19 protein-coding genes are annotated in these 26,607 nt (G+C 70.8%); 5 read left to right on the top strand and 14 right to left on the bottom strand.

Features of this window, described 5'->3' with window-relative positions; all coding sequences use genetic code 11:
- Positions 1–2: 2 nt before the first annotated feature.
- The 11 genes from ACQPWZ_RS29885 to ACQPWZ_RS29835 all read right to left on the bottom strand — a co-directional run bounded on the left by ACQPWZ_RS29885 (position 3) and on the right by ACQPWZ_RS29835 (position 15,424).
- Positions 3–1,121 carry an inositol-3-phosphate synthase gene (locus ACQPWZ_RS29885; RefSeq protein WP_433572873.1) on the bottom strand — a complete coding sequence of 373 codons (1,119 nt, stop codon included), beginning with the start codon at positions 1,119–1,121 and terminating at the stop codon, positions 3–5.
- Positions 1,122–1,206: 85 nt separating this feature from the next.
- Positions 1,207–4,905: a ThuA domain-containing protein gene (locus ACQPWZ_RS29880; RefSeq protein WP_433572872.1), complete on the bottom strand. Its 3,699-nt coding sequence runs from the start codon at positions 4,903–4,905 to the stop codon at positions 1,207–1,209.
- A gap of 285 nt (positions 4,906–5,190) precedes the next feature.
- Positions 5,191–6,195, bottom strand: coding sequence for a sugar phosphate isomerase/epimerase family protein (locus tag ACQPWZ_RS29875; RefSeq protein ID WP_356703835.1), 1,005 nt, complete (start codon positions 6,193–6,195; stop codon positions 5,191–5,193).
- A gap of 10 nt (positions 6,196–6,205) precedes the next feature.
- Entirely contained in the window at positions 6,206–7,408 is a 1,203-nt protein-coding gene (locus tag ACQPWZ_RS29870) for a Gfo/Idh/MocA family protein (RefSeq protein ID WP_433572871.1), read from the bottom strand.
- Positions 7,409–7,454: 46 nt separating this feature from the next.
- Positions 7,455–8,501 carry a substrate-binding domain-containing protein gene (locus tag ACQPWZ_RS29865; RefSeq protein ID WP_340476363.1) on the bottom strand — a complete coding sequence of 349 codons (1,047 nt, stop codon included), beginning with the start codon at positions 8,499–8,501 and terminating at the stop codon, positions 7,455–7,457.
- Between the two features lie 74 nt (positions 8,502–8,575).
- Positions 8,576–9,607, bottom strand: coding sequence for an ABC transporter permease (locus ACQPWZ_RS29860; protein ID WP_340476362.1), 1,032 nt, complete (start codon positions 9,605–9,607; stop codon positions 8,576–8,578).
- Positions 9,604–11,127, bottom strand: a complete 1,524-nt coding sequence (locus tag ACQPWZ_RS29855; RefSeq protein ID WP_340476361.1) for a sugar ABC transporter ATP-binding protein — start codon at positions 11,125–11,127, stop codon at positions 9,604–9,606. Before ACQPWZ_RS29855 ends, ACQPWZ_RS29860 begins: the two co-directional genes overlap by 4 nt.
- Positions 11,128–11,435: 308 nt before the next feature.
- Entirely contained in the window at positions 11,436–12,617 is a 1,182-nt protein-coding gene (locus ACQPWZ_RS29850; protein ID WP_313943138.1) for an ROK family transcriptional regulator, read from the bottom strand.
- Between the two features lie 465 nt (positions 12,618–13,082).
- On the bottom strand, positions 13,083–13,760 hold the full coding sequence (locus ACQPWZ_RS29845) for a GntR family transcriptional regulator (protein ID WP_340476360.1): 678 nt from the start codon (positions 13,758–13,760) through the stop codon (positions 13,083–13,085).
- A gap of 151 nt (positions 13,761–13,911) precedes the next feature.
- The gene (locus ACQPWZ_RS29840) at positions 13,912–14,400 is read right to left on the bottom strand and encodes an NUDIX domain-containing protein (RefSeq protein ID WP_433572870.1); all 489 of its coding nucleotides are present in this window, start codon (positions 14,398–14,400) and stop codon (positions 13,912–13,914) included.
- 76 nt (positions 14,401–14,476) lie between these two features.
- Positions 14,477–15,424, bottom strand: coding sequence for a beta-ketoacyl-ACP synthase III (locus tag ACQPWZ_RS29835; RefSeq protein WP_340476358.1), 948 nt, complete (start codon positions 15,422–15,424; stop codon positions 14,477–14,479).
- A 224-nt stretch (positions 15,425–15,648) separates the two neighbouring features.
- Between ACQPWZ_RS29835 and ACQPWZ_RS29830 the strand changes: the two genes are divergently transcribed.
- Genes ACQPWZ_RS29830 through fdhD form a run of 5 tightly spaced genes read left to right on the top strand, consistent with a single transcriptional unit; the run spans position 15,649 to position 22,088 of the window.
- A complete protein-coding gene (locus ACQPWZ_RS29830) occupies positions 15,649–16,632 on the top strand; it encodes a 2-dehydropantoate 2-reductase (protein ID WP_340476357.1) in 984 nt (327 codons plus the stop codon).
- On the top strand, positions 16,629–18,557 hold the full coding sequence (locus tag ACQPWZ_RS29825) for a molybdopterin oxidoreductase family protein (protein ID WP_356703831.1): 1,929 nt from the start codon (positions 16,629–16,631) through the stop codon (positions 18,555–18,557). Before ACQPWZ_RS29830 ends, ACQPWZ_RS29825 begins: the two co-directional genes overlap by 4 nt.
- On the top strand, positions 18,548–20,386 hold the full coding sequence (locus ACQPWZ_RS29820) for an NAD(P)H-dependent oxidoreductase subunit E (RefSeq protein WP_433572869.1): 1,839 nt from the start codon (positions 18,548–18,550) through the stop codon (positions 20,384–20,386). Before ACQPWZ_RS29825 ends, ACQPWZ_RS29820 begins: the two co-directional genes overlap by 10 nt.
- The gene (locus ACQPWZ_RS29815; RefSeq protein ID WP_328862231.1) at positions 20,383–21,243 is read left to right on the top strand and encodes a 2Fe-2S iron-sulfur cluster-binding protein; all 861 of its coding nucleotides are present in this window, start codon (positions 20,383–20,385) and stop codon (positions 21,241–21,243) included. Before ACQPWZ_RS29820 ends, ACQPWZ_RS29815 begins: the two co-directional genes overlap by 4 nt.
- A 5-nt stretch (positions 21,244–21,248) precedes the next feature.
- Complete coding sequence (fdhD, locus tag ACQPWZ_RS29810) at positions 21,249–22,088, top strand: formate dehydrogenase accessory sulfurtransferase FdhD (protein ID WP_327686695.1); 840 nt, start codon at positions 21,249–21,251, stop codon at positions 22,086–22,088.
- A gap of 94 nt (positions 22,089–22,182) precedes the next feature.
- On the opposite strand, the gene ACQPWZ_RS29805 is transcribed toward fdhD, so the two are convergent.
- The 3 genes from ACQPWZ_RS29805 to ACQPWZ_RS29795 form a co-directional block, all read right to left on the bottom strand.
- Positions 22,183–23,862: a PHP domain-containing protein gene (locus ACQPWZ_RS29805; protein WP_433573885.1), complete on the bottom strand. Its 1,680-nt coding sequence runs from the start codon at positions 23,860–23,862 to the stop codon at positions 22,183–22,185.
- A 121-nt stretch (positions 23,863–23,983) separates the two neighbouring features.
- Positions 23,984–25,873 carry a LamG-like jellyroll fold domain-containing protein gene (locus ACQPWZ_RS29800; protein ID WP_433572868.1) on the bottom strand — a complete coding sequence of 630 codons (1,890 nt, stop codon included), beginning with the start codon at positions 25,871–25,873 and terminating at the stop codon, positions 23,984–23,986.
- 253 nt (positions 25,874–26,126) lie between these two features.
- Positions 26,127–26,519 carry an NAD(P)H-dependent oxidoreductase subunit E gene (locus ACQPWZ_RS29795; RefSeq protein ID WP_433572867.1) on the bottom strand — a complete coding sequence of 131 codons (393 nt, stop codon included), beginning with the start codon at positions 26,517–26,519 and terminating at the stop codon, positions 26,127–26,129.
- Between the last annotated feature and the right edge of the window lie 88 nt (positions 26,520–26,607).

The raw sequence follows: 26,607 nt of genomic DNA, 5'->3' as shown, positions 1-26,607 counted from the left end.
CCTCACACCGTCTCCCGCAGCCGCTCGGCGAACGTCAGGAGTGCCTCGAACTGCTCGGACAGTCCGGCGGGGCCTCCGTCGGGATCCTTGAAGTAGAAGCCCAGCTCCGGCAGCGGTCCCTCCATGCCCACCTCGTGGGCCCGGGCGACGAGCCGCGCCAGGTCGAGTACGAGCGGCGCGGCGAGTGCCGAGTCGCAGCCCTGCCAGATCGTCTGGAGGATCATCCGCGAACCGAGGAAGCCGTCGAAGGCGATGTGGTCCCAGGCGGTCTTCCAGTCGCCGAGCGCCGGTACGTCGTCGATGTGCACCTCGCCCTGCGGGGTGTGGCCGAGGGCGTCGGCGAGGACGCGTTCCTTGCCGGCGTTCTTCGCCGCCGCGGCTGCCGGATCGGCCAGCGCCGCTCCGTCCCCGCCGCCCAGCAGGTTGGTGCCCGACCAGGCCCGTACGGACAGGGCGCGTTGCACGAACATCGGGGCGAGCACGGAACGGAGCAGCGTCTGGCCTGTCTTGCCGTCACGGCCGGCGTGGGGAAGTCCACCGGCAGCAGCGGCGTCCATGAGGGCCTCGGTGCGCAGCCCGGTGGAGGGGGTGAAGTTCACGAAGGGGCACTCGGCGCGGGCGGCCGCGGCCGCGTAGAGGGAGCTGGGCGGCAGCCGCAGCGCACCCGGTTCCGGCAGGGGTTCGGTCGAGGAGACGTTGATGACGACGACCCGGGCCAGTGCGTGCCGCTCCCGGAAGTCGCGTATGTCGGCGGCGAAGGCGGCGATGAGTTCCTCGTCGCTGCGGGTGTCGCCGGACTGCGGGCCGCCGGGCCGTATCTCGGCGTCGGCGGCGGTGAGTTCACCGCGTACGGCAGCCGCGAGTCCGTGCGGGAGCACGCCGGCCGCGGTGAGTTCCTCGGCCCGCTTGGGCAGCGGGCAGTGTGCGGTGTCGTGGCCGCCGAAGACCAGCGACGGCAGGGCGGGCAGCCGCGATGCCGCGAAGGGCGGTGTCTCGGTGACCATGCCCGTCGGCGGATGCAGGCCCGCGCTGACCGCGGCGCATCCGGCGACGGCCGTGGTGGCGACGGAGCCGCGGGCTCCGACGAACCAGACTCCGGTGCGTACATTCTCGTTCGTCACGGACTGCCTCCCTGCCTTGCGATGGGGTGGAGGACGGCGGGCGGGGGGTACGGCGCCTCCCCGCCCGCCGCCGTCTGGGGGGCGCCTAGGAGGGCAGCTCCCTGAGTTGGATGTTGCGGAAGGACGCCTGGTCGCCGGCTCCGTGGTTCTGGAGACCGATGTAGCCGTCCTTCAGGCTGCGGGCCGGGTCCGTGTTGGTGTAGTCGTTGATCTTCACGCCGTTCAGGAAGACCTGGAGACGTTCACCCTGGACCTTGATCTCGTAGCTGTTCCACTGTCCCGGCGGCCGCAGGACGCGGTCGCGAGCCTTGATGTCCGCCGACTTGAAGCCGTAGACGGCACCGGTGGTGCGGTCGGCGGCGTCCGTGGCGTCGATCTGCACCTCGTAGCCGTTGTTCACGGCCGACCAGGGGTCGTCGGAGGCCGGGAAGCCGACGAAGACACCGGAGTTGTCGTCGCCGTCGAGCTTCCAGTCGAGCTTGAGGGAGTAGGACTTCAGCTCCTTGGCCTGGTACCAGGCCATGCCCATGCCGCCCTCGGTGCGCATCTCACCGTCGACGACGTTGAACTTGCCGGGCCCGGCCTGCTTCCAGCCCTCCAGCGTCTTGCCGTTGAAGATGGAGCGGTAGCCGGTCTGGGGCTTGCAGTCGGCCTTGACCTGGCCGGAGGCGTAGCGCAGTCCGCCCAGCAGGTGCTGCTTGAAGGCCGGCTCGGCGTACGACTCCTTGGTGTGGCCGCCGCCGGTGTAGAAGGCACGGCCGCCCTCGTAGGTCTGGCACCAGGCGATCGGGTGGTCGCCCTTCATCGTGCCGCCCTGGTAGGTGGTCTCGTCCAGGGTCGCCAGCACCCGGGCCTGGTCACGCGGGTTGGTGCGGTAGTTGTACCACTCGTCGGTGCGCTCCCATGCCTCGTCGAGATGCGCGGTCGACGGGTGGGTGTGGTCCTCGACCCGCACGGTCGCGGGCTGGATCTGCGGGTGCGAGGCGAAGTAGGCGCCGACGAGGCCGCCGTAGAACTTCCAGTCGTACTCGGTGTCGGCGGCCGCGTGGATGCCCATGTACCCGCCGCCGGTGGCGACGTAGTTCTCGAACGCCTTCTGCTGGTCCGCGTTCAGCACGTCACCGGTGGTGGAGAGGAACGCGACGGCGTCGTAGCGGGCGAGGTTGCTGGTGGTGAACTGCCCGGCCTCCTCCGTCGCGTCGACCGTGATGTTGCTGGACTTGCCGAGTTCCTTCAGGGCCGCGACACCGGTGGCGATGGAGTCGTGGCGGAAGCCGGCGGTCCTGGAGAAGACGAGGACGCGCTTGGCGGTCCGGTCGGGTGCGCTGTTGGAGAGCTCGAAGTCGTCGACGTCGTAGAGCGCTCCGGCACCGCCCTTGAAGACCAGGAAGAGTTCGGTGGTCTTCTTGGGCACGGCCCGCAGGGGCACGTCGATGTCCTGGAAGGTGTCCCAGCTTCCGGTGACCGGCACGGGCGCGGAGCCGAGGATCGGGCCCTTCGCCGAACCGGTGCGCACCTCGAGGAAGCCGCCGGCCCCGCCGGAGGAGATCCGGGCGGTGAGCTTGGTGGAGCCGGTCAGGTTGTACGGCTTGAAGGAGATCCAGTCGTCGTTGTCGATGTCACCGACGGTCTTGCCGCCGTTGGCGCTCGCCTTGTCGTAGACCTTGATGCCGGAGGAGCCGGTGAAGTGCTCGGCCTGCCGGTGGCGGGGCTGGAGCTGCGCCTGGTCGTGCGAGGTGAGCGCGGCCTGGCCGCCGCCTCCGCCGTCGGTGTACTCGGCGTCGAAGACTCCGAAGATGTTGGCGTTGGGGTCGTGTCCGCCGTCGGAGGACGTCTTGATGGTGCCGGTGCAGCCGTTGGCCGAGGTCACGGGGTGACCGTGGCTGTCATGGCCGAGGATGTACGTCACCTTGACCTTGGCGCAGTCGATGGCCCCGGCGGCGCCGTCTTCGGGGTCGGTGACCGTGACCTTGAAGGGGATCTCGTCGCCGAAGCTGAACAGGGTTCCCTCGGCGGGCAGTTCGAGTGTCACCTTCGGTGCGGTGTTGCCGACGACCACGTGCACACTGGCGGAGCCGGTGCGGCCGGTCGGGTCCTTGGCGGTGACGGTCGCGGTGTAGGTGCCGTTCTTCTTGTACGTGTGGCTGGGGTTGGCGTCGGTGGACGTGCCGCCGTCGCCGAAGTCCCAGGCGTAGGTGAGGGCGTCGCCGTCACCGTCGGTGGTGCCGGCCGAGGAGAAGGCGACCTTCAGGGGCGCCTTGCCGGAGGTCTTGTTCGCCGAGGCCTCGGCGACGGGTGAGCGGCCGCCGGTGGCGTTCTCGATCCGGTAGAGGCCGGAGTTCTCGTCACCGCCGAACCAGGCGGTTCCGTAGTCCAGTACGTACAGGGCGCCGTCCGGACCGAAGGCCATGTCCATGATCTGCGTGCCGGTCCACGGCACGGCGTTGATGGACTGGACCGCGCCGTCCTCGCCCTGCTCGATCCGCTTGATCCAGCGGCGTCCGAACTCACCGGCGAAGAAGTCGCCGTCGTAGGCCTCCGGGAACTTCACCGGGGAGTCGGACGCGGCGTCGTAGCGGTAGACGGGTCCGCCCATCGGGGACTCGGAGCCGCTGCCGAACTCGGGCACCGATCCGCCGTCGTAGGGGATCCAGGCGGCCTGCGCGGGCGGCAGATCGACCAGGCCGGTGTTGTGCGGCGACTCGTTCTTGGGTGCCGCGCAGTCGAAGGCCGCGCCGGACTCCTTGGTCGCGAAGTCGTAGTCGACATAGGCGTCGTTGTTGCCGGTGCAGAACGGCCAGCCGTAGTTGCCGGGCTTGGTCACCCGGGCGAACTCCACCTGTCCGGCCGGTCCGCGCTTGGGGTCGGCAGCGCCCGCGTCGGGCCCGTAGTCGCCGACGTAGACGATGCCCGTCTTCTTGTCGACGCTGAAGCGGAAGGGGTTGCGGAAGCCCATCGCGTAGATCTCGGGCCGGGTCTTGTCGGTCCCGGGCGCGAAGAGGTTGCCCTCGGGGACCGAATAGGTCGCGTCGTCGTTCACCTTGATGCGCAGGATCTTGCCGCGCAGATCATTGGTGTTGCCGGAGGTCCGGCGGGCGTCGTACGCGGGGTTGCGGCCGGGACGGTCGTCGATGGGGGTGTAGCCGTCGGAGGCGAAGGGGTTGGAGTCGTCGCCGGTCGACAGATAGAGGTTGCCCTGCGCGTCGAAGTCGATGTCGCCGCCGACGTGGCAGCAGATGCCGCGCGTCGCCGGGACGTCGAGGATCTTCTTCTCGCTGGCGTTGTCGAGGGTGCCGTCGGCCTTGAGGACGAAGCGGGAGAGCCGGTTGACGCCGTCGAACTTGGCGAAGTCGGCGGGGGTGCCCTCGTTGGGGGCGTCGCCCGCGGGGGTGTCCATCGGCGGTGCGTAGTAGAGATAGATGAAGCGGTTCTCACTGAACTTCGGGTCCAGGCCGATGCCCTGGAGGCCCTCTTCGTCGTGCGAGTAGACCGGGATGGTGCCGACCACGCGGGTGTTGCCGGCGCTGTCGGTCATCCGCAGCTCGCCGTTGCGGGACGTGTGCAGCACGCTGCGGTCGGGCAGCACGGCCAGCGACATGGGTTCGCCGGTCTCCTCGCCCCCCTTGGCGAGAGTGACCTGCTGGAACTCCTCGGCAGCCGGCGCCGGCTCGGGATCGGCGGCGGCCGCGATCTGCGGCGCGGTGAAGAGAAGTGAGGTTGCGGCGAGGAGGCTGCCGGTGAGGAGTGCGAGCGATTTTCTTGCTCTGGGCCTTTTCCTGTGCACGAATGTCCTCCGGGATGGGCCGGTCGAACGGGCGGGGCGGTGTTCTGCCCTCAACCGCCGGGCGGGCTGATCGTGGAACCGGAGTGCGCCGTCACGCCGGGGACCACCTATGTCCTGTACACCTCATGGGACGGTAGTCGGGTTCGTCCTGGACGGAAAGCCCTTGTGCAGAAGGGAAGTTCAACTTTTTCCTACCGCAGGACAAAGGCGAACCCGGGCAGGCCGGACAGGCCCGGCGGCGGATCTGCCGCCGGGCGCTGAACTGCCTGAACACTGCCCGGAGAGCTAGTCGCCGCCTCCGAAGGCCGCGTCGAAGGAAGCGGTGGGCGGGTCGAAATCGAACCGCTTGAGGTCCGCAAGCGCTTGTGGAGCGCCCGCCAGCCGGTCCATGCCGGCGTCCTCCCACTCCACCGAGATCGGCCCGTCGTAACCGATCGAGCGAAGCATCCGGAACACGTCCTCCCAGGGGACGTCACCGTGTCCGGCCGAGACGAAGTCCCAGCCGCGGCGCGGGTCGCCCCAGGGCAGATGGGAACCGAGGCGTCCGTTCCGTCCGTCGAGACGCTTGCGCGCCTCCTTGCAGTCGACGTGGTAGATCCGGTCGCGGAAGTCGTACAGGAAGCCGACCGGGTCCAGGTCCTGCCAGACGAAGTGGCTCGGGTCGAAGTTCAGCCCGAAGGCGGGCCGGTTGCCGACGGCCTCCAGCGCCCGCTTGGTGGTCCAGTAGTCGTATGCGATCTCGCTCGGGTGCACCTCATGAGCGAACCGCACCCCCTCGGCGTCGAAGACGTCGAGAATCGGGTTCCAGCGCTCGGCGAAGTCCTCGTAGCCCCGCTCGATCATCCGCTCCGGCACCGGCGGGAACATCGCCACCAGATGCCAGATCGAGGACCCGGTGAAGCCGATGACTGTCCGCACGCCGAAGGCGGCAGCGGCCCGGGCGGTGTCCTTCAGCTCCTCGGCGGCCCGCCGGCGCACCCCCTCGGGCTCGCCGTCGCCCCAGATACGGGCGGGCAGGATCCCCTGGTGCCGCTCGTCGATGGGGTTGTCGCAGACGGCCTGGCCGACGAGGTGGTTCGAGATCGCCCAGCACTTCAGCCCGTACTTGTCCAGCAGCGCATGCCGGCCGTCCAGGTAGGACGGGTCGGACAGCGCCTTGTCGACCTCGAAGTGGTCGCCCCAGCAGGCCAGTTCGAGACCGTCGTAACCGAAGTCGCGGGCGAGCCGGCACACCTCCTCGAGGGGCAGATCGGCCCACTGACCGGTGAAGAGCGTGAACGGACGTGGCATGGAGGGCCTCCTAGTTCTGCGCCTGTACGGGGGTGTAGACGGCGTTCTTCTCGGCGCTCTCCTCCACCGCGGCGAGCACCCGCTGCACCTGGAGCCCGTCCGCGAACGACGGCGCGGGCTCCCGGCCGGTGGCGATGGCCTCGACCAGGTCGCGCGCCTGGTGGGTGAAGGTGTGCTCGTAGCCGAGCGCGTGACCCGGCGGCCACCACGCCTCGAGATACGGATGCTCCGACTCGGTCACCAGGATCCGGCGGAACCCCGCGGTGGCGGCGGGCTCGGTGTTGTCGTGGAAGGAGAGCTCGTTGAGCCGCTCCAGATCGAACGCGATCGCTCCGAGCTCGCCGTTGATCTCCAGCCGCAGAGCGTTCTTGCGGCCCGACGCCATCCGGGTGGCCTCGAAGGAGGCGAGCGCGCCCGACGCCAGCCGCCCGGTGAACAGGGCCGCGTCGTCGACCGTGACCGGCCCCCGTTCGGCGCCGCCCGCCGCGGACAGTCCGGTCGACGCCCCGGCGAGCAGCGGACGCTCCCGTACGAAGGTCTCCGAGAGGGCCGACACCCCGACGAGGGACTCCCCTGCCAGATACTGGGCGAGGTCGACGATGTGCGCCCCCAGGTCGCCGAGCGCCCCCGAGCCCGCGTGCTCGCGCTGGAGCCGCCAGGTCAGCGGGAAGTCCGGGTCGACGAGCCAGTCCTGGAGATAGGTGAAGCGCAGATGGCGGAGGGTGCCGAGACGCCCCTCCCCGATCAGCTTCCGGGCATAGGCGATGGCCGGCACCCGCCGGTAGTTGAAGCCGACCATCGCCACCTGGCCGCGCGCACGGGCGCGTTCGGCCGCCGCCGTCATCGCCTCGGCCTCCGCGACCGAATTCGCGAGCGGCTTCTCGCACAGCACGTGCTTGCCCGCCTCCAGGGCCGCGATGGCGATCTCCGCATGGCTGTCACCCGGGGTGCAGACGTCGACGAGCTGTACGTCGTCCCGGGTGATGAGGTGGCGCCAGTCGGTCTCCGCCGCGGCCCAGCCGTGCCGGTCCGCCGCGGCTCGCACCGCAGACGGGTCGCGGCCGGCTATCGCGGCGAGGACGGGCCGCATCGGCAGGTCGAAGACCCGTCCCACGGTGCGCCACCCCTGGGAGTGGGCGGCGCCCATGAACGCGTATCCGACCATGCCGACGCCGAGTGTCGGCGGCGCGGCTCCACTGTCCCTCTGTTCCATACGGATTCCTCCTCGTCGGTCTGCTCGGTGGGGGCGGGCGCGCCGGTCAGCTGAAGCCGGTGGGCAGGTACTGGTCGACGTTGTCCTTGGTGACGACGGCCGAGTACAGGGTGAGCGAGGCGGGGATCTCGAGTTCGGCGAGGCCGCTGACGCCCTTGGCCTGTCCGAGGGCGCGGGCGATGTCGATGGCGGAGGCGGCCATCGTCGGCGGGTAGAGCACGGTGGCCTTCAGCACGCTGTTGTCGGCCTTGATGGCGTCCATCGCGGACTTGGCGCCGGCGCCGCCGACCATCAGGAAGTCGTCGCGGCCGGCCTGCGCGATGGCGCGCAGCGCGCCCACGCCCTGGTCGTCGTCGTGGTTCCACAGCGCGTCGAACTGACTCTGTGCCTGGAGGAGTTGCGCCATCTTGGCCTGGCCGGACTCCACCGTGAAGTCAGCGGCCTGACGGGCCACCTTCTTGATGTTGGGGTAGTTCTTGAGCGCGTCGTCGAAGCCCTGGGTGCGCTGCTTGGTGAGTTCGAGGTTGTCGATGCCCGCCAGCTCGATGACCTTGGCGTTGGGCTTGTTCTTGAGCTGCTCGCCGATGTACCTGCCGGCGTTGAGGCCCATGCCGTAGTTGTCACCGCCGATCCAGCAGCGGTAGGCCTGCGGGGAGGCGAAGATGCGGTCCAGGTTGATGACGGGGATGCCCGCCTTCATGGCCTGGAGGCCGACCTGGGTCAGGGCCTTTCCGTCGGCCGGGAGGACGACGAGGACATCGACCTTCTTGTTGATCAGCGTCTGGATCTGGCCGATCTGTGTGGCCGTGTCGTTGGAGCCCTCGGTGATGTCGAGCGTCACGTCGGAGTACTTCTTCGCCCGTGACCTGGCGTTCTGGTTGATCGCGTTCAGCCAGCCGTGGTCGGCCTGCGGTCCCGCGAAGCCGATGGTGACGGCCTTGCCGGGCTTGTCGTCGGCCACCGGCGCGTTGTTGGTGGCCTCGCCCTTCGATTCGGGCTCGTTGCTGGTGCAGGCGGTCAGCAACGCACCGGCGCCGATGGCGGCGGTGCCGAAGAGGAGTCCTCTGCGGCTGGGGACGGGGATTTCTGGCATGGCGGATCAACCCTTCGCTGGGCGGTGCGACAGATGGGGGATGGGGGACGTGGGTGGCGTGGACGGCCTGGGGGTCAGGCGTCCCCGCCGCGCAGGGTGCGGTGCTGCACCAGGACGGCCGCGACGATGATCGCGCCCTTGGCGATCTGCTGGACGGCGGTCTCCAGATTGTTGAGGGCGAAGATGTTGGTGATGGTGGTGAAGACGAGGACACCGAGGACGGAGCCGACGATGGTGCCGCGGCCTCCGCTCAGCAGGGTGCCGCCGATGATCGCGGCGGCGATGGCGTCGAGCTCGTAGAGGTTGCCGTTGGTGTTCTGACCGGAGCCGGCGAGGACGATCAGCATGAAGGCCGCGATGCCGCAGCACAGTCCGGAGAGCAGGTAGAGGTAGAGCCGCTGCCTGCGGACGTCGATGCCGGCGAGCCGGGCGGCTTCCGCGTTGCCGCCGACGGCGACACTGCGGCGTCCGAACGTCGTACGGTTCAGCACCAGCCAGCCGACGACGGTGACCGCGGCGAACACGATCACCAGCGGCGGGATGCCGAGGACGTACGCGTCCTTCACGCCGAGGTCGAGCACCGAGTTCACCGTGACGATCTGGGTGTTGCCGTCGGTGATCTGCAGAGCGAGTCCGCGGGCCGAGGCAAGCATGGCCAGAGTGGCGATGAAGGGAACCATCCGCCCGTAGGCGATCAGTACGCCGTTCACCAGTCCGCAAGCGACGCCCACGATCACGGCGGTGAACAGGATGCCGGCGAAGCCGTACTCCTGGGTGGCCAGGGTGGTCGCCCACACCGATGCCAGCGCCACGATCGCGCCGACCGACAGGTCGATGCCGCCGCTGATGATCACGAACGTCATGCCGACGGTGACGACACCGATGACGGACGCCTGGGTGAGGACGAGTTGGAGGTTGCTGATGGCGAGGAACTGATCGGGCTTGGTGATGCCGCCGACCAGGATCAGCACGGCCAGCACGCCGAGCAGAGAGAGGTTGCGGACATCGGCGCGCAGTCCGAGCGGTCGCCGGCCCCCGGTGTCCGGTGCTGTCTTGGCAGTGGGTGGCGGCGCGTCCTGCTGCGCAGGGGTGGCTGGCTGCGTCATGCCGTCGGGCTCCCTTCCATCACAAGGTCGAGTACGCGGTGCTCGTCCAGCTCCCGGGCGTCGGCCGTGTGCACGACGCTGCCCTCGCGCAGGACGAGCACCCGGTCGGCGAGGCCCAGGACTTCGGGGACTTCGCTGGAGACGAGCAGGACGGCGAGGCCTTCGTCGGCCAGCCGCCGGATCACGGCGTAGAGCTCGGCGCGTGCGCCGACGTCCACGCCTCGGGTCGGCTCGTCCAGCAGCAGGACCTTGCAGCCGCGCAGCAGCCAGCGCGCGAGCACGGCCTTCTGCTGGTTGCCGCCGGAGAGCGTTCGGATACGGGCGTCGGGGTTGTCCGGGCGCAGGGAGAGCTCCCTGGTCGCCTGCTGCGCCGCGGCCCGCTCGGCGCGGCCGTCGAGCCAGCCGCCGCGGGAGAAGCGGGAGAGCGTGGAGACCGACACATTGCGGGTGACCGATTCGAGCATCAGCAGCGCCTGTGCCTTGCGCTCCTCGGGCGCGAGCCCGATGCCGGCGCGCACCGCGGAGCGGACGCTGCCGGTGCGCAGCGGGGTCCCGTCGACGACGACGCGTCCGGCGGTGGGCCTGCGGGCGCCGTAGATCGTCTCCAGGATCTCGGAGCGGCCCGATCCGACCAGACCGGCGAGCCCGACGATCTCGCCCGGCCGCAGTTCGAGGTCGACGGGCGCGAACTCCCCTTTCCTGGTGAGTCCTTCGACCCGCAGCACGGGCGGCCGGCTGTCGGCGACGACCGGGTCGGGGCGCTCGGGGAAGACGTACTCGACGTTCCGTCCGGTCATCAGCGCGACGACCTCGCGGGTCGGTGTGGTCTTCGCCGGCAGTCCGACCGCGACCGCGCGGCCGTCCTTGAGGACGGTGACCCGGTCGCCGATGGTGCGGATCTCCTCGAGGCGGTGGGAGATGTAGACGACCGCGACGCCCTCGGCGGTGAGGTCGCCGACGATACGGAACAGGTTGGCGACCTCGTCGGGGTCGAGCGCCGCGGACGGCTCGTCCATCACGATCAGCCGTACGTCGTGGGAGAGCGCCCGGGCCATGGACACGATCTGCTGCTGGGCCGCGGAGAGATCGCCCACGAGGCGGGCGGGGTCGATCTCCGGGTGGCCCAGACGCTTGAGGAGCCGGCTCGCCGACGCGCGGGCCTCGCCGCCGCGTACGACGAAGCCGGCCGCGGTGGGTTCGTGGCCCAGGAAGACGTTCTCGGCGACCGACAGGCCCTCCACCAGGTCGAGTTCCTGGTAGATGGTGGCGATGCCGAGCCGCATGGCCGCGATGGGCGACTTCAGCGAGACGGTCTCGCCCTGCCAGGTGATGGTGCCGCCGTCGGGCTGGTGGACTCCGGCGAGGACCTTGATCAGGGTGGACTTGCCCGCGCCGTTCTGGCCGAGCAGGCACTGCACTTCGCCGGCCTGGACCTCCAGGTCGACGCCGTCGAGTGCGCGGACGCCCGGGAACGACTTGGTGATTCCGGACATGGTGAGCAGGGGTGGTTCTGGTGCCATGACAAATCCCCTCGGCGGGTGCGGCCGGTGAGTCGGGCAGTCCGTGGTGCCTGGGTGCGGCGGGGCTGGTGGTGCGGCAGGGCTGGTGGTGCCGTGGTGCCGGCGGTGCGGTGTTGCTGAACGTGCCGGTGGTGCTGAACGTGCCGGTGGTGCTCGCGGTGCGAGTGGTGCTTGTGGTGCCGTGGTGCCGTGGTGCTGACGGTGGCAGTGGTTCCGGTGATGCTCGTGGTACTCGCGGTGCCTGGCAGTGCTTGTGGTGCCGTGGTGCTGGTTGCGTGCGGCGCCGGCCCGGGCGTCCCGGCCCGGGATCAGGCCGGTGAGAAGAGGTGGTCGCTGATGAGCCGGGCCGCGCCGATCACTCCGGCGGTCGGGCCCAACTCGCCCAGCACAATGGGCAGGTTCCCGGTGGCCAGGGGCAGCGACTGGCGGTAGACCTGGGTCCGGACGCTCGCCAGCAGCGTGTGGCCGAGTCCGGTCACTCCGCCGCCGATCACCACGAGACCCGGGTTGAAGAAGCTGACGAGCCCGGCGATGACCTGGCCGACGCGGTTGCCTCCCTCACGGATCAGCTCGATCGAGGTGGTGTCACCGGCGGCCGCCGCGGCCGCGACATCGACGGCGGTGAGCCGTCCGGCCGTCTCCAGCCGTGCGGCAAGTTCTTCGGAGCGGCCGCTGCGGGCCGCTTCCTCGGCGTCCCCGGCCAGTGCGGCACCGCTGAAGTGGGCCTCCAGGCAGCCCTTGTTGCCGCAGGCGCAGGGGCGGCCGTCTGGCTCGACCTGGATGTGGCCGATGTCGCCCGCGCTGCCCGTCGTACCGCGGTAGACCTCTCCGCCGACGACGATGCCGCAGCCGATACCGGTGCCGATCTTGATGCAGAGGAAGTCCACGACGGAGCGCGCGACGCCCGCGTGCTGCTCCCCCATGGCCATGAGGTTCACGTCGTTGTCGACCATGACGGGGCAGCCGAGGTCCTGGCTCAGCGCCTCGCGGACCGGGAAGCCGTCCCAGCCGGGCATGATCGGCGGAGCGACCGGCACGCCCTCGGGGAAGCGGACCGGGCCCGGCACGCCGATGCCCGCGCCGTCGAAGCCCTCGGCGAGGCCGGTTGCCCGCAGCTTGGCGGCCATCGACAGCACCTGCTCGAAGACGGCGACCGGACCCTCGCGGACGTCCATCGGGTGGTTGAGGTGTCCGAGCACCTCCAGTTCGGCGTTGGTGACGGCCACGTCGATGGACGTGGCGCCGATGTCCACACCGAGGAAGCGCAGTTCGGGCGCGAGCCGGATGTTGTGGGAGCGCCGGCCGCCGCGCGAGGCGGCGAGTCCGTCGGCGACCACCAGTCCGGTCTCCAGCAGCCGGTCGACCTCGACGGCGAGCTTGGACCGGGAGAGATCGACCTGGTCGCCGAGCTGCGCACGGGAGTTGGGGCCCCCGTCGCGCAGCAGCTTGAGGAGTCGCGCCTGATGCGCGTTCGCGGGTCGAGCGGTCATGCGCCTCACGAACCCCTCCCTCCCCTGGCCATCGGCACGGGGCACCTGATTCGGCTCCGTCTTGTCGTGCTTTCGAGGGGAACGTAGCAGCGCTTTCCCCAAGTGGGAAGAACTTGCGCAGAGTTCCGGTCCAACTTTCTCCACACTCGGGACAAAGCCCAGTTCGGCGAGGAAGGCCGATCTGGGCGAGGTGCGTCGAGGGGGTGCCTGCCGGGGTGTGCGGGCATGCCGAAGGACCGTACGGAGATCCGCACGGTGGTCGATTTCGTAGAAGGCGGGCCGACCGCGGCCGCCCGGGAGGTTCCGCGGCCGAGGACGCGCCGCGGCCCGCGCCCGAGCGGAAAGGCACTCGTGCCCGGCCTACGCCCGACAGGAAGGCGCTCGCGCAGGGCCTGCACCCGACCGGAAAGGCACCCGGCCCCTGGCCTCGGACCCCGCCCTCGGGCCCTGCGGCCTCGCCGCCGGCTACGCCTGTTCGCGCTGGTGGTAGGTCTGGCGGGTGTGCTCGGTGTGCGCCTTCATGACCTCGGTCGCGCGCCGCTCGTCGCGGTCCGCGATCGCCGCGATCAGTTCGCGGTGCTCGATCCACGACTGCCGGCCACGCTGCCGCGCCACGGGCGTGTAGTACCAGCGGACGCGACGGTCCACCTGGGCGGCCAGTTCCCGCAGGACGACGTTCCCGGCGAGCTCCATCACCTTGGCGTGGAAGGTGGCATTGGTGGCCACCGCCAGATCCACGTCGTCGTCGGCGACGGCCCGCTCACCCTGCGCGCAGAGCTCTTCGAGCTCGGCGATGCCCGCGGAGCCGGAGTTCGCCGCGGCGAGCCGGGCGGCCTCGGCCTCCAGCAGGGTGCGCACGGAGAGCAGCTGGTCCGCCTCGTCCTCGGTGGGCTCATGGACGAACGCGCCCTGCGCCGGCCGCAGGTCGACCCATCCCTCGGTGTTCAGCCGCTGCAACGCCTCGCGCACGGGCTGTCGGGAGACCCCGAGGTGACCGGCGAGTTCGCTCTCGACCAGATGCTGGCCGGGGCGCAGCGCCCGCGTCGTGATCAGCTCGAGCAGCGCCTCGTACACGCGCTCACGCAGCGGACCAGGTCGTTCCAGCTTGGGCACGGCGCCCTGCGGCAGTCCTGCGGACAACATCACGGTCCCCCTTGCGGCCGACGGCGGCGAGACACAATTGGTTATCGTCTACAGTCTACCGAGCGCAATCCCCGTCATGCGGAAACCGCACCGAGATACACGTCACCCTCTGGCGGAATTCCCCTGCATCCAGGGGCACTTCGGGCAGGATTCACGCCGTGCCGGGCTCCCGGCGACCGTCGAGAAGGCCCTTCAGGCGGTCGATGAAGACCTGCTGGCCGGCGACCAGCTTCTCGCGCGCCTCGTCCAGCCGGAGCCATGCGACCCGGTCGATCTCCGGGAACTCCTCCATCCGGCCCGAGCGAGGCGGCCACTCCATGGTGAACGTGCCCGGCACCACGAGGCCGATGTCCAGGTCGCCCTCCAGCGCCCAGGCGATCACGATCTTCCCGCTCGACTGGCGGGCGTCGCCGAGCGGCAGCCACTCGCCGTCGGGCGGCGCGAGCCCGAGCTCCTCCTCGAACTCCCGACGGGCCGCGGCCATGGGCTGCTCCTGCGCGAGGTACTCCCCCTTGGGCACCGACCAGGCCTTCTCGTCCCGGCCCTGCCAGTACGGGCCTCCCATGTGCCCGATGAGCACCTCGGTCTCCGTGCCCGTGATGCGGAACAGCAGAAGGCCCGCGCTTCGCTTCGCCACCATGCCGTTCAGTCTGCCCGGGAGGCGGGCCGCGCGGCGCGCCGACGCTCGGCGGCAGCGAAACGGCCACGCAAGGCGCTCAGGGGCAGCGGACGATCTGGCCCGCGTAGGAGAGGTTGCCGCCGAAGCCGAACAGCAGCACAGGGTCGCCGGACTCGATCTCGCCGCGCTCGATCAGCTTCGACAGCGCCAGCGGGATGGAGGCGGCCGAGGTGTTGCCGGACTCGACCACATCGCGGGCGATGACGGCGTTCACGGCGCCGATCTTCTGGGCGACGGGTTCGATGATCCGCAGATTCGCCTGGTGGAGGACGACCGCCGCCAGCTCCTCCGGCGTGACTCCGCCGCGCTCGCACACCTTGCGGGCGATGGGCGGCAGCTGCGTGGTGGCCCACCGGTAGACGGACTGGCCCTCCTGCGCGAAGCGCGGCGGGGTGCCCTCGATCCGTACGGCATGGCCCATCTCGGGAACCGAGCCCCACAGCACCGGACCGATGCCCGGCCGCTCGCCCTCCCGGGTCGCCTCGACGACCGCGGCCCCCGCGCCGTCGCCGACGAGCACGCAGCTGGTGCGGTCGCTCCAGTCGGCCACCGCGGCCATCTTGTCGGCGCCGATGACCAGCGCCCGCTCGGCCGACCCGGCGCGCAGGGCGTGGTCGGCGGTGGCGAGGGCGTGGGTGAAGCCCGCGCAGACGACATTGAGGTCCATCACGGCGGGTGAGCCCATCCCGAGCCGGGCCGCGACGCGCGCCGCCATGTTCGGGGACCGGTCGATCGCCGTGGAGGTGGCGACCAGGACGAGGTCGATGTCCCCGGGGGTCAGGCCGGCCGCGGCCAGCGCCTTGGCCGCGGCGTGCGCGGCGAGCTCGTCGACGGGCTCGTCCTCCGCCGCGACGTGACGGGTCCGGATGCCGACGCGCGAGCGGATCCACTCGTCACTGGTGTCGACCATGGCCGCCAGGTCCTCGTTGGTGAGCACCTTGGCGGGCTGGTAGTGCCCCAGCGCGGTGATGCGCGTGCCGGTCATATAAGGATCCCGTCCTAGAGGCAGATGGAACGTCCCAGTCTTGGCTGCTACCACCCGGTACGACGGCACGTGACCCCACAGGATTCGGGGGGCGGATTTTGGAGCTTCCCGAAGGGTGTGACGAGTATTGACCGGCTGAAAGGCATACTGTAGACAATATTCTGTCGACTCAACCCTCGCCACCTCCGCCCTCGCTCGGTCGCTCAACCGAACGGAGAGCCCCCGTGAAAGTCGCAGTTGTCGGCGCCGGAGCCATCGGCGCGTATGTCGGAGCCGCGCTGCACCGCGCCGGCGCCGAAGTCCACCTCATCGCCCGCGGTGCGCACCTCGCGGCCATGCGCCGTGACGGTGTCCGTGTCCTCAGCCCGCGCGGCGACTTCACCGCGCGGCCCAACGCCACCGACGACCCCGCCTCCGTGGGGCCCGTCGACCATGTCTTCCTGGGTCTCAAGGCGAACTCCTACGCGGCGTCGGGTCCGCTGGTCCATCCCCTGCTGCACGAGCGCACCTCGGTGGTCGCCGCACAGAACGGCATCCCGTGGTGGTACTTCCACGGGCTGCCCGGCCCGTACACGGGACGCCGCATCGAGAGCGTCGACCCGGGCGGTTCGGTGAGCGCGACGCTGCCGCCGGAGCGCGCCATCGGGTGCGTCGTCTACGCGGCGACCGAACTCGAAGCACCTGGCGTCGTACGCCACTTGGAGGGCACGCGGTTCTCCATCGGCGAACCCGACCTGAGTGTGTCGCGGCGCTGCCTCGAGTTCAGCGAGGCCATGGTCGCGGGCGGGCTGAAGTGTCCCGTCGAACCCGACCTGCGCAACGACATCTGGATCAAGCTGCTCGGCAACATCTCCTTCAACCCGATCAGCGCCCTCTCCCGGGCCACCATGGCGCAGATCTGCCGCCACCGGGACACGAAAGCCCTGGTCGAGACGATGATGCGGGAAACCCTCGAGGTGGCGGCCGCTGTCGGCTGCCATCCCAAGATCTCCGTGGAGAAGCGCATCGCCGGCGCCGAACGCGTCGGCGACCACAAGACCTCCACCCTCCAGGACCTGGAGAAGGGCAAGCCGCTCGAACTGGACGTGCTGCTCGCGGCAGTCGTCGAGCTCGCCGCACTGACCAGGACCCCGGTGCCGAAACTCTGCGCCGTGCACGCGCTCGCCGATCTCCTTGCCACCACCGCCTCAGCAGGAAGTGCAGCATGAAGAAGAAGCCGCAGAAGACGTATCCGAGGCTCACCCATCCGCTGGTGCGCGACGACGACGGACAGTTGCGCAGGGCGAGTTGGGACGAAGCACTGGACCGGGCGGCGGCCGGCTTCCGGCAGGCCCGGGAGCGGCACGGCCCCGACGCCTTCGCGATGCTCTCCTGCGCCCGTGCCACCAATGAAATGAACTATGTGGCACAGAAGTTCACCCGCGTGGTGATGGGCACGAACAATGTCGACTCCTGCAACCGCACCTGTCACGCGCCGAGCGTGGCCGGCCTCTCGGCCGTCTTCGGCTCCGGCGGGGGGACCTCGTCGTACGAGGAGGTCGACCACACCGATCTCATCGTGATGTGGGGCTCCAACGCGCGCTTCGCCCACCCGATCTTCTTCCAGCACGTGCTCAAGGGGATACGCAACGGTGCGCGCATGTACGCCGTCGATCCCCGGCGCACCTCGACGGCCGAGTGGGCGGAGAGCTGGCTCGGCCTCAACGTCGGCACCGACATCCCGCTCGCGCACGCCGTCGGCCGGGAGATCATCCACGCCGGCCTGGTCAACCGGGCTTTCGTGGAACGGGCGACGACCGGTTTCGAGGAGTACGCCGCACTCGTCGAGCCCTGGACGCTGACGGCCGCGGAGAAGGTGACGGGCGTTCCGGCCGCCGCGATCCGTGAGCTGGCGCACGCCTACGCCACGGCCGAACGAGCCCAGCTGTGCTGGACCCTCGGCATCACCGAGCACCACAACGGCACCGACAACGTGCGGGCATTGATCAACCTGTCGCTCCTGACCGGCCAGGTGGGGCGCTACGGAGCCGGGGTCCAGCCGCTGCGCGGCCAGAACAACGTCCAGGGCGGCGGCGACATGGGCGCCATTCCCAACCGGCTGCCCGGCTTCCAGGACATCCTCGACCCGGTGGCCCGCACCAAGTTCGAGCGGACCTGGGACGCGGTCATCCAGCCCCGGTACGGCATGACGCTCACCGAGATGTTCGAGGCGATGGAGAGCCGTGAACTGCGCGCCGTGTACTGCATCGGCGAGAACCCCGCGCAGTCCGAGGCCGACAGTGAACAGGCGGTACGGCGGCTGAGGTCGCTCGATCACCTGGTGGTGCAGGACATCTTCCTGACGAAGACCGCGGAGATGGCCGATGTGGTCCTGCCGGCGACGGCGGCCTGGGCCGAGACGGACGGCACGACGACGAACAGCGAGCGCCGGGTGCAGCGGGTACGGGCCGCGCTCGTGCCGCCGGGCGAGGCCCGCGAGGACATCGACATCCTCTGCGCGATGGCCGAACGCCTCGGCCACGACGGCTGGAAGTTCGCCGACTCCGAGGCGGTGTGGAACGAGCTGCGCTCCCTGTCCCCCGACCACTTCGGTATGACGTACGACCGCCTCGACGAGCACGCCGGCCTCCAGTGGCCCTGCCCCGACGTGGACGCGCTGCCCTCCAGCTTCCTGCACGCGCGGCTGTGGGAGACCGACCCGGTCAAGCGCGGCACCCCGGCGGCGTTCGGGCTCGTCCATCACGATCCGCCGGTGGATCTCACGGACGAGGAGTACCCGCTGCGGCTGACGACCGGCCGGCGGCTCGACTCGTACAACACCGGTGTGCAGAGCAGTGGTTTCGCCTCTCCCCTGCGCCGCGGTGAGTACATCGAGCTGTGTCCCGAGGACGCGGCGGCCTACGGGGTCGAGGCGGACGAGGAGGTGCGGATCTCGTCGCGGCGCGGCTCGGTGACGGCGCCCGTGTGGATCGACCCCGGGCTGCGGCCGGGGCTCGCGTTCATGACCATGCACTTCCCGGACGAGGTCGACACCAACCAGCTCACCATCGAGGCGAACTGCCCGATCGCGGGCACGGCCGAGTTCAAGGCGTCCGCGATCCGCATCGAGAAGCTGGTACCGGCATGGACCTGAAGTTCGCCGACGCGGCGAAGGTGACCGACGAGGAACGGGACGCGGTCGACGCCCTGCTGGGTCCGGCAGGAACGGGCTGGGAGGGCGGCACGGAACGCACCGACGAGGACCTGCGCTGGGCGCGCGGCGGTGCGGCGGCACGCGAGCGGCGGGACCTGCTGCTGCCGGCGCTGCACGCGGTCAACGACCGGGTGGGCTGGCTGAGTGAGGGCGCGCTCGACTACATCTGCCGGCGTCTGACGGTGCCGCCTGCCGAGGCGTACGGCGTGGCGACCTTCTACGCGCTGTTCTCGGTGCGGCCACGGGCGTCGAAGGTGCTGCACGTGTGCACCGACCTCGCGTGCGCGGCGAAGGGCTCGTCCACCCTGACAGCCTCGCTGGAGGACCGGCTCGGGCCCGATGTGGCCTACCAGCCGAGCCCGTGCCTGGGCCTGTGCGAACGGGCCCCGGCAGCGCTGGTCATGCAGGCGGGGCAGGGAGATCCTGCCCGGCCCGCGAGCGAGGAACGGGCCGACGGCCGTGCCGGATACGCGACAGCCGTCGTCGCCCCCGCGACGGCGGAGGCCGTCATGACCGCGGTCGCCTCCGTGGCCGGCGCACCCGCCGAGGCGGGCGCCCGTACGGCCGTGCCGCAAGCCGGCGACCCCGGGCTGACGCTGCTGAGGCGGGTCGGCGTCGTCGACCCGCTGAGCATCGACGACTACCGTTCGCACGGTGGTTACGCGGCCCTCCGCCGCGCCTTCGCGCTCGGCCCGGCCGGTGTCATCCGGGAGGTCACCGACTCCGGGCTCGTCGGGCGCGGCGGTGCCGCGTTCCCGACCGGGCGCAAGTGGCAGGCGACCGCCTCGCAGCCCGACCACCCGCACTACCTCGTGTGCAACGCGGACGAGAGCGAACCGGGGACGTTCAAGGACCGGGTCCTGATGGAGGGCGATCCGTACGCCCTGATCGAGGCGATGACCGTCGCCGGATACGCCATCGGGGCCCGCCGTGGCTACCTCTATCTCCGCGGCGAGTACCCCCGCGCCCTGGCACACCTGACGAATGCCATCGACCAGGCCCGGGCCCGCAATCTGCTCGGCGACGACATCCTCGGCCAGGGCTACGCGTTCGACATCGAGATACGGCGCGGCGCGGGCGCGTACATCTGCGGCGAGGAGACCGCGATCTTCAACTCGATCGAGGGCTACCGCGGCGAGCCGCGCAGCAAGCCGCCGTTCCCCGTCGAGAAGGGTCTCTTCGGCAAGCCGACCGCGGTCAACAACGTGGAGACGCTCGTCAACGTCCTGCCGATCCTCACCGGGCGCGCCGAGGAGACCAAGCTCTTCTGCCTCTCGGGGAACGTGGCCCGGCCGGGCGTGTACGAACTGCCCTTCGGGGCCACACTGGGCGAGCTCATCGAACGCGCGGGCCCGCCGCGTACCATCCGCGCCGTCCTGCTCGGCGGTGCGGCCGGCAGCTTCGTCCGGCCCGACGAGCTGGACATCCCCCTCACCTTCGAGGGGACACGGGCCGCGGGCACGACGCTCGGTTCGGGAGTGATCCTCGTGCTCGACGACACCGTCGAGCTGCCGCGCATCCTGCTGCGGATCGCGGAGTTCTTCCGGGACGAGTCCTGCGGCCAGTGCGTGCCCTGCCGGGTCGGCACGGTCCGCCAGGAGGAGGCCCTGCACCGCATCAAGGACCGCACCGGCGCCGCCGCGGCGGACGACATCGCCCTGCTGCGCGAGGTCGGCCGGGCCATGCGCGACGCATCGATCTGCGGTCTGGGCCAGACCGCCTGGAACGCCGTCGAATCCGCCATCGACCGGCTGGGAGCCTACGAATGACCGCGATACCGCTCGGGCCGCCGCGGCGGCTGGTCGAGTTCACCCTCGACGACGCCCCCGTCAGGGTCCCCGAGGGCGACACGATCCTGGATGCCTGCCGGGCCGCCGGCAAGGACATCCCCACCCTGTGCCAGGGCGACACCCTCACGCCGAAGAACGCCTGCCGGGTGTGTGTGGTGGAGGTGGAGGGGGCACGGACGCTCGCGCCCGCCTGTTCCCGCCGCGCGGAGCCCGGCATGACGGTGCGTACGGACACCGAGCGCGCCCGGCACAGCCGCAAGGTCGTGCTGGAACTGCTGGCCTCCTCCACCGACCTGTCGACCACCCCCCGGGCGGCCGAGTGGATCAAGGAGTACGAGGCGAAGCCCGCCCGGTTCGGCCCGGACGCGGCGACGGTCAACGAGGAGCCGAAGGTCGACAACGACCTGTACGTCCGCGACTACGACAAGTGCATCCTCTGCTACAAGTGCGTGGACGCGTGCGGCGAGCAATGGCAGAACACCTTCGCCATCGCGGTGGCGGGCCGCGGTTTCGACGCCCGTATCTCCACCGAGCACGACGCCCCGCTCACCGACTCGGCGTGCGTCTACTGCGGCAACTGCATCGAGGTGTGCCCGACGGGTGCGCTCTCCTTCAAGTCGGAGTTCGACATGCGCGCGGCGGGTACCTGGGACGAGTCGGCGCAGACGGAAACCACCACGGTCTGCGCCTACTGCGGTGTCGGCTGCAACCTGACGCTTCATGTGCAGGAGAATGAGATCGTCAAGGTCACCTCGCCGCACGACAACCCGGTGACCCACGGCAACCTCTGCATCAAGGGTCGCTTCGGCTACCAACACGTACAGAATCGGATCTGATCGCCATGGGACGGGTCACCGAGCGCCGACGCACCATCCGCATCAGGGACGGGGCGGTGACGTCCCGCCCGGACACCCTGGTGGCCGAGGAACCGCTGGAGATCCGTCTGGGGGGCAAACCGCTCGCCATCACCATGCGCACGCCCGGCGACGACTTCGCCCTCGCCGCCGGGTTCCTGGTGAGCGAGGGCGTGCTGGGGGCGGCCGACGAGCTCCAGTCGATCGTCTACTGCGCCGGGGCGACCGCCGACGGTTCCAACACGTACAACGTGGTGGACGTGCGTCTCGCTCCCGGGGTCGAGCTGCCCGACATCACCCTCGAACGCAACGTCTACACCACCTCGTCGTGCGGACTGTGCGGCAAGGCCAGCCTCGACGCCGTCCGCACGACCGCCCGCTTCCCGATCGCCGACACTCCCCCGGTCCGTATCGAGCCCGCTCTGCTGGCGGGCCTCCCCGACCGGCTGCGCGCCGCACAGCGGGTCTTCGACCGGACCGGGGGGCTCCACGCGGCGGCCCTCTTCTCCGAGGAGGGCGAGCTGCTCGACATCCGGGAGGACGTCGGGCGGCACAACGCCGTCGACAAACTCATCGGCCGCGCGCTGCAGAACGGCGATCTGCCGCTGTCCCGGGCGATCCTGCTGGTCTCGGGCCGCGCCTCGTTCGAGCTGGCCCAGAAGGCGGTGATGGCCGGAATCCCGGTCCTGGCCGCCGTCTCCGCGCCCTCCTCACTGGCCGTGGACCTGGCCGCCGAGACGGGACTGACGCTGGTCGGATTCCTGCGGGGCGCCAACATGAACGTGTACGCGGGCGACGAGCGGATCGCCCTGGGCACCGGGGTCTGACGCTCCCCGCTGCACGGGATACGGGCCCGGCCGGCGGGGAGCGCCCCCTGCGCCGGCCGGGTCCTTCCGTGAGGCACCCCTCCTCACCGGTGCGTCAGCGCACCACGTCCACGAACACCGGGTTCGTGTAGCACCACGTGTCGAGCCACGGGTCACCGTTGCCCGGCTCGTGCGGGACCGGGCCGTGCGGGTCGACGGTGGCGCCGAGGAAGCCGGGGCCGCCCCGCCGGCCGTCGCTGCCGCGGAGCCGGACGTAGAACGACTCGTCGGCCCTGCCCAGCGGAATGCGCAGCGTGAACCGGCCGCGGCGGTCCTCGACGTCCGCGGTGTGGACGACCTTCGTGTCGGGTGCCCGCCAGTCGTCCCGGTCGGCCACCGGGCCGCGGACCGCTCCGCGGATCACGTCCAGGTGGGCCAGGCGTGGGATCTCACCGTGGTGGCCCGGGCGGGTCGCCGTCGTGACCGTGACGGTGAGCTCGATGTTCTCGCCGCGGCGGACGCGCAGCCGGCCGCCGAGAGTGACACCGCGGCCGATGCCGTGGCGCCGGTTCACCCGCACGTCGATGCCGTCGACGAGCTGTCCGTGGTCGACCCAGACGCGGCCGGCCCGCAGCCCGGCCATCACGTCGCGGTAGCCGTACCGGGTCACGCCGACGTGCGTACGGCTGAACTGGCCGGGCCAGAAGTCCCCGCCGGGCTGCGGCTCGGTCGTGTTCACCGGGTCCGGCAGCCGGCCGGTGTTGTCGAAGTTCTGCCCGGGAAGCCAGTCGCCGTTCTTCCAGGTGTCGTAGGCGACGCGGTGCACATCGGAGTTGGAGGTGACGGAGAACAGCTTGCCCTCGGCGAGCATCGAGTCCCACAGTCCGCCGACGGTCGCGGTGGCCCAGTCGAAGCCGCCGTAGGTGACGTACGCGGCGGCCGGGTAGCCGGGCCAGGAGTTCTCGGAGGGCTTGTTGACGTACTCGCCGCGGATGCTGTCCGGGCCGGCCCAGCCGGGGAAGGCACCTGCCTGGGCGCCGGGCGCACCCTCCATGCCGATCATGATGGCCGGGGCGGCGTCGCGCCAGGCCCGCAGCTCGTGCGGGGAGTCGATGCCCAGCCGCAGCGGGTGGTTGGCGAGGACGAGGACGTCGTCGACGTAACCTCGGCGGCGCTGCTGGTCGAGCCACGCGAGTGCTTTCACCGCGTGAGCCTCGTTGCGCGCGGTGTCGGGGTGGCCGGGGCCGCCCGCGGTCCAGCCCAGGAGCTTGCCGTCGTACGCCTCCTCGAAGCGGGTGAGCAGTTCGACCTCGTGGCGTCCGGGCGGCGAGAAGACGGTGCAGTGCTCGGCGCCGGGGATGTACCACTCCAGGCCCTGGAAGAGGAGCATGCGCCGGTTGTCGCGGCGGGCCTTCACGATCTCCCGGTGCTCGGCCTCGGCGCCGCCGGCCCGGGCATGGCCGATGTTGCTGTGCTCGGTGAGCACCATCCAGTCCAGTCCGTACCGGGAGGCGGCGCGGGCCAGTTGGGAGAAGGTGTACTTCGCGTCGTGGGAGTAGACCGAGTGCACATGGTGGTCGCCGACGAGGTAGACGAGGTTCGGGTCGCCGTACGCGGGCGTGCGGGCCTCGGTGTGGGCCTCGGCGGTGGTCTGTCCGAGCAGCGCGCTGCCGGCGAACGCGGCGCCGAACAGGCCCGCGCTGCGCAGCAGTCCGCGCCGGGAGACCTGCTGGGGGTCGAGCGCGTCGGTGGCCACGTCCGGGTCCGCCCACTGCGGCAGGGGCTGGTCGGGGATCGGCATGGGTGGGGTTCTCCTTCGGGCGGTGCTGCCGGGCGGGTTCCACGGCGCGGGGCGCGGGATGCGGAGTGGGATTCGAGGTGCAGAGTGGGGTTCGAGGTGCAGAGTGGGGCGCTGGTCAGGCGTTCATGAAGTGACGTACGGGCAGGGCGCGTTCGACGATCCGGATGTCACCGAGCCATCCGCGCAGCAGCTGGTCGAGCGTGCCGCCGTACTCGTATCCGCCGAGCAGCCAGGACAGCCCGAGGGTGGCGAGGCCGTGGGTGCGGGTGGCCGGATTGCGGGCGACCGGGCAGCCGTCGACGTACATCGTGGTGTGCCGGGAGTCGTTGACGACGGCGAGGTGCCACCAGGTCTCGCGGTCGAGCTCGTGGCTCCAGTTGGTGATCGCGGTGGGCTGGTTCAACGGAGCGGCGGCCCACTGGAGTCCGGGGCCGTCGGACAGGGAGAGGGTGGCGACGGGTTCGGCCGGGTCTCCCCCGGTCTTTCCGGCCGCGCCGAGCGTGCCGCGCCTGCTGAGGATCGCCGACCAGGCGTTGCGGCCGGCGTCCCAGTCGGCGGGGAGCTTGAGGAACGCCTCGATCGTGTAGCCGGACCGGAAGGTCTTGGCGTTGAGGGGGGCGTTCGTGGCGGTGCGCAGATACGCGCCGTGCAGCGGTGGTTTGCCGCCGTCGAAGGACAGGCTGCCGTGGCCGGGCTGGTCGGGGTGGTGGCTGCCGGACCAGCGCAGGGCATCGGCGGGACTGCCCGGGACGGTCTCGCGGACGAGGTCGTTGCCATGGCCGGACAGGTCCTTGACGCGCAGCGCCGGGTCGGCCGGGGTGCCCTCGCGGTGCTCGCCGTCGAAGCGCCAGTACGCGACGGTGCCGGGCACCAGGAGCTTCGACGCGGGACGGGGGCCTCGGGCGGGCAGGGGAGCGAAGCCCGCGAAGCGCTTGTCGAAGTCGAGGGGGACGGAGAAGCTGTCCTCGGGGCCCGTCATCTCGATCTCGCGGCGCTCCAGTTCGTTGAGCCCGCCGGCGTCGCGGCCGAGGATCCACGGGGAGAGGGTCTCCACGTCGATGGTGTTGCGGGCGAGGTCGAACCGGTACAGACGGATCATGCCGCTGCCGCCGTAGTAGCGGTTCTGGTAGTTGGTGATGTGCAGGTGCACGTCGTGTCCGGCGGTGTTCTTGCGGACGGTGCGGGCAGCGGGCCAGTAGTGGCCGTTGAGGGTGAGAAAGATCTGGTCCTGGTCGGCGATCAGCTCGTCCCACAGGTGCTTCCCGTGCGGGGCGAACTCGGCCTCGTCCCCGTACCGGTCCGCGTACACCAGCTCATGGGTGGTCAGGATGACGGGAGTTCTCGGGTGCTGGGCGATGACGTTCCTCGCCCAGGCGAGTGAGGCGGCGGACGGCCGCCAGTCGAGCGCGAGGACCAGCCACTCACGGCCCGCCGCCCGGAAGCGGTGGTAGGTGTTGTAGCCGTCGGGGGTCGCTCCGCCGAACGTGGGCAGGCGGCGCATCCGCCGTGGCCCGAAGGCGTCGAGATACGGCGTCCGGCCGCGCTGGTCGTCGGTCCGGGAGTCGATGTCGTGGTTCCCGGCGAGGACGCTGTAGCCGACGCGCCGGCGGTCCAGAATGCCGAACGCCGCGCTCAGGGGAGCGAATTCGCCCTCGAGGCCGTGTTCGGTGAGGTCTCCGAGGTGGGAGAGGAACACGATGTTCTCGTCGCGGCCGTGTTCCAGGATGTACCGCAGGGACGCCTTGACGGGCTCGTCCGACAGGGAGGCCCCGTCGAAGAGGTACTGGGTGTCGGGCATGACGACGAAGGTGAAGCGGGGGCTGTCCGGGTCGGGCTGCCAGCTGGCAACGTTGTCGGCCGCGTTCTGTGCGGTGCTCGCCACAGCGGGAGCGGCGGCGGCCCCGGCGAGTCCCGCTGCGGCGCCGGTGAGTGCGGTTGCCCGCAGGAAGGTACGGCGGCCGGCTCCGGCAAGAGGGTCGCCGGGCCGGTGGAGCGGACTGCACATGGACGTTCTCCCGCCACACGGTCTCATCGGACTGAACAGCGGCACAGTAAGCGGGGATCGTGTGCGGGCGGAAGCCCGGACGGCGTCCCCGGGGCGAAGACTGGGTGAACGCCTGCGGCTGGGGGGTTGAGGCCGCGGCGGGACCTTGCGCGGGGGCGGTGAGGCTCACGCCTGCCCCGTCGAGAGCCGGGCGGGCGGGACAGCGCGGCCGGCATTCGGCCCGCGGCGGGGTGAATGCCGGCCGCGGGCCGCCTCATCTGCGCGTCGCCGGTGCCGGGATCACCTGGAGTTCCAGCGTCGGCGAGGGGGCGGCGAAGCCCGGGCCGCCCGCCTGCGCCCAGGCGAGGACGTCGTCCGTCGCGTCGTCGTCGAGCGCCCAGCCGATCCAGGTCGCCCTGGCGCCCCGGCGGCGGCCCTCCGTCGAGGGCTGGACCACGATCACGTTCGCCTGGCCGCACGGGCCGAGGCAGTCGCTCGTGCGGACCGCGAACCTGCCGTCCGACGCCGCGGCCGCCGCCCGCAACCGCGCCAGCTGGGCTTGGTGGTCGGTGCCGGGATGCTTGGCCGCGTCCCCGCAGCAGCAGCCGCGGCAGACGACCAGGGTGCAGGGGCGGGCGCCGAAGGGGCGTATCGCGTACGTCGTCACCCGGCGATCTTGTCAGGCGCGGGCGGCCTCACGGGCGCCCGGACTCGGGCGATGTCGCGAGGCGTTGGTCACGTACCGAAGACGTGCC

This window comes from Streptomyces sp. CA-251247 (assembly GCF_050952975.1).
Classification (GTDB): domain Bacteria; phylum Actinomycetota; class Actinomycetes; order Streptomycetales; family Streptomycetaceae; genus Streptomyces; species Streptomyces achmelvichensis.
The sequence above is the reverse complement of the archived record's forward strand: the minus strand, read 5'-3'. Positions and strand labels throughout refer to the sequence as shown.

Bases quoted from the DNA above. Each gene is read 5' to 3' on its own strand.
- ACQPWZ_RS29860 (WP_340476362.1), bottom strand. From the start codon at position 9,607: ATGACGCAGCCAGCCACCCCTGCGCAGCAGGACGCGCCGCCACCCACT.
- ACQPWZ_RS29815 (WP_328862231.1), top strand. From the start codon at position 20,383: ATGACCGCGATACCGCTCGGGCCGCCGCGGCGGCTGGTCGAGTTCACC.
- ACQPWZ_RS29835 (WP_340476358.1), bottom strand. From the start codon at position 15,424: ATGACCGGCACGCGCATCACCGCGCTGGGGCACTACCAGCCCGCCAAG.
- ACQPWZ_RS29800 (WP_433572868.1), bottom strand. From the start codon at position 25,873: ATGTGCAGTCCGCTCCACCGGCCCGGCGACCCTCTTGCCGGAGCCGGC.
- ACQPWZ_RS29850 (WP_313943138.1), bottom strand. From the start codon at position 12,617: ATGACCGCTCGACCCGCGAACGCGCATCAGGCGCGACTCCTCAAGCTG.
- ACQPWZ_RS29855 (WP_340476361.1), bottom strand. From the start codon at position 11,127: ATGGCACCAGAACCACCCCTGCTCACCATGTCCGGAATCACCAAGTCG.
- ACQPWZ_RS29870 (WP_433572871.1), bottom strand. From the start codon at position 7,408: ATGGAACAGAGGGACAGTGGAGCCGCGCCGCCGACACTCGGCGTCGGC.
- ACQPWZ_RS29820 (WP_433572869.1), top strand. From the start codon at position 18,548: ATGGACCTGAAGTTCGCCGACGCGGCGAAGGTGACCGACGAGGAACGG.
- fdhD (WP_327686695.1), top strand. From the start codon at position 21,249: ATGGGACGGGTCACCGAGCGCCGACGCACCATCCGCATCAGGGACGGG.
- ACQPWZ_RS29840 (WP_433572870.1), bottom strand. From the start codon at position 14,400: ATGGTGGCGAAGCGAAGCGCGGGCCTTCTGCTGTTCCGCATCACGGGC.
- ACQPWZ_RS29825 (WP_356703831.1), top strand. From the start codon at position 16,629: ATGAAGAAGAAGCCGCAGAAGACGTATCCGAGGCTCACCCATCCGCTG.
- ACQPWZ_RS29845 (WP_340476360.1), bottom strand. From the start codon at position 13,760: ATGTTGTCCGCAGGACTGCCGCAGGGCGCCGTGCCCAAGCTGGAACGA.
- ACQPWZ_RS29865 (WP_340476363.1), bottom strand. From the start codon at position 8,501: ATGCCAGAAATCCCCGTCCCCAGCCGCAGAGGACTCCTCTTCGGCACC.
- ACQPWZ_RS29875 (WP_356703835.1), bottom strand. From the start codon at position 6,195: ATGCCACGTCCGTTCACGCTCTTCACCGGTCAGTGGGCCGATCTGCCC.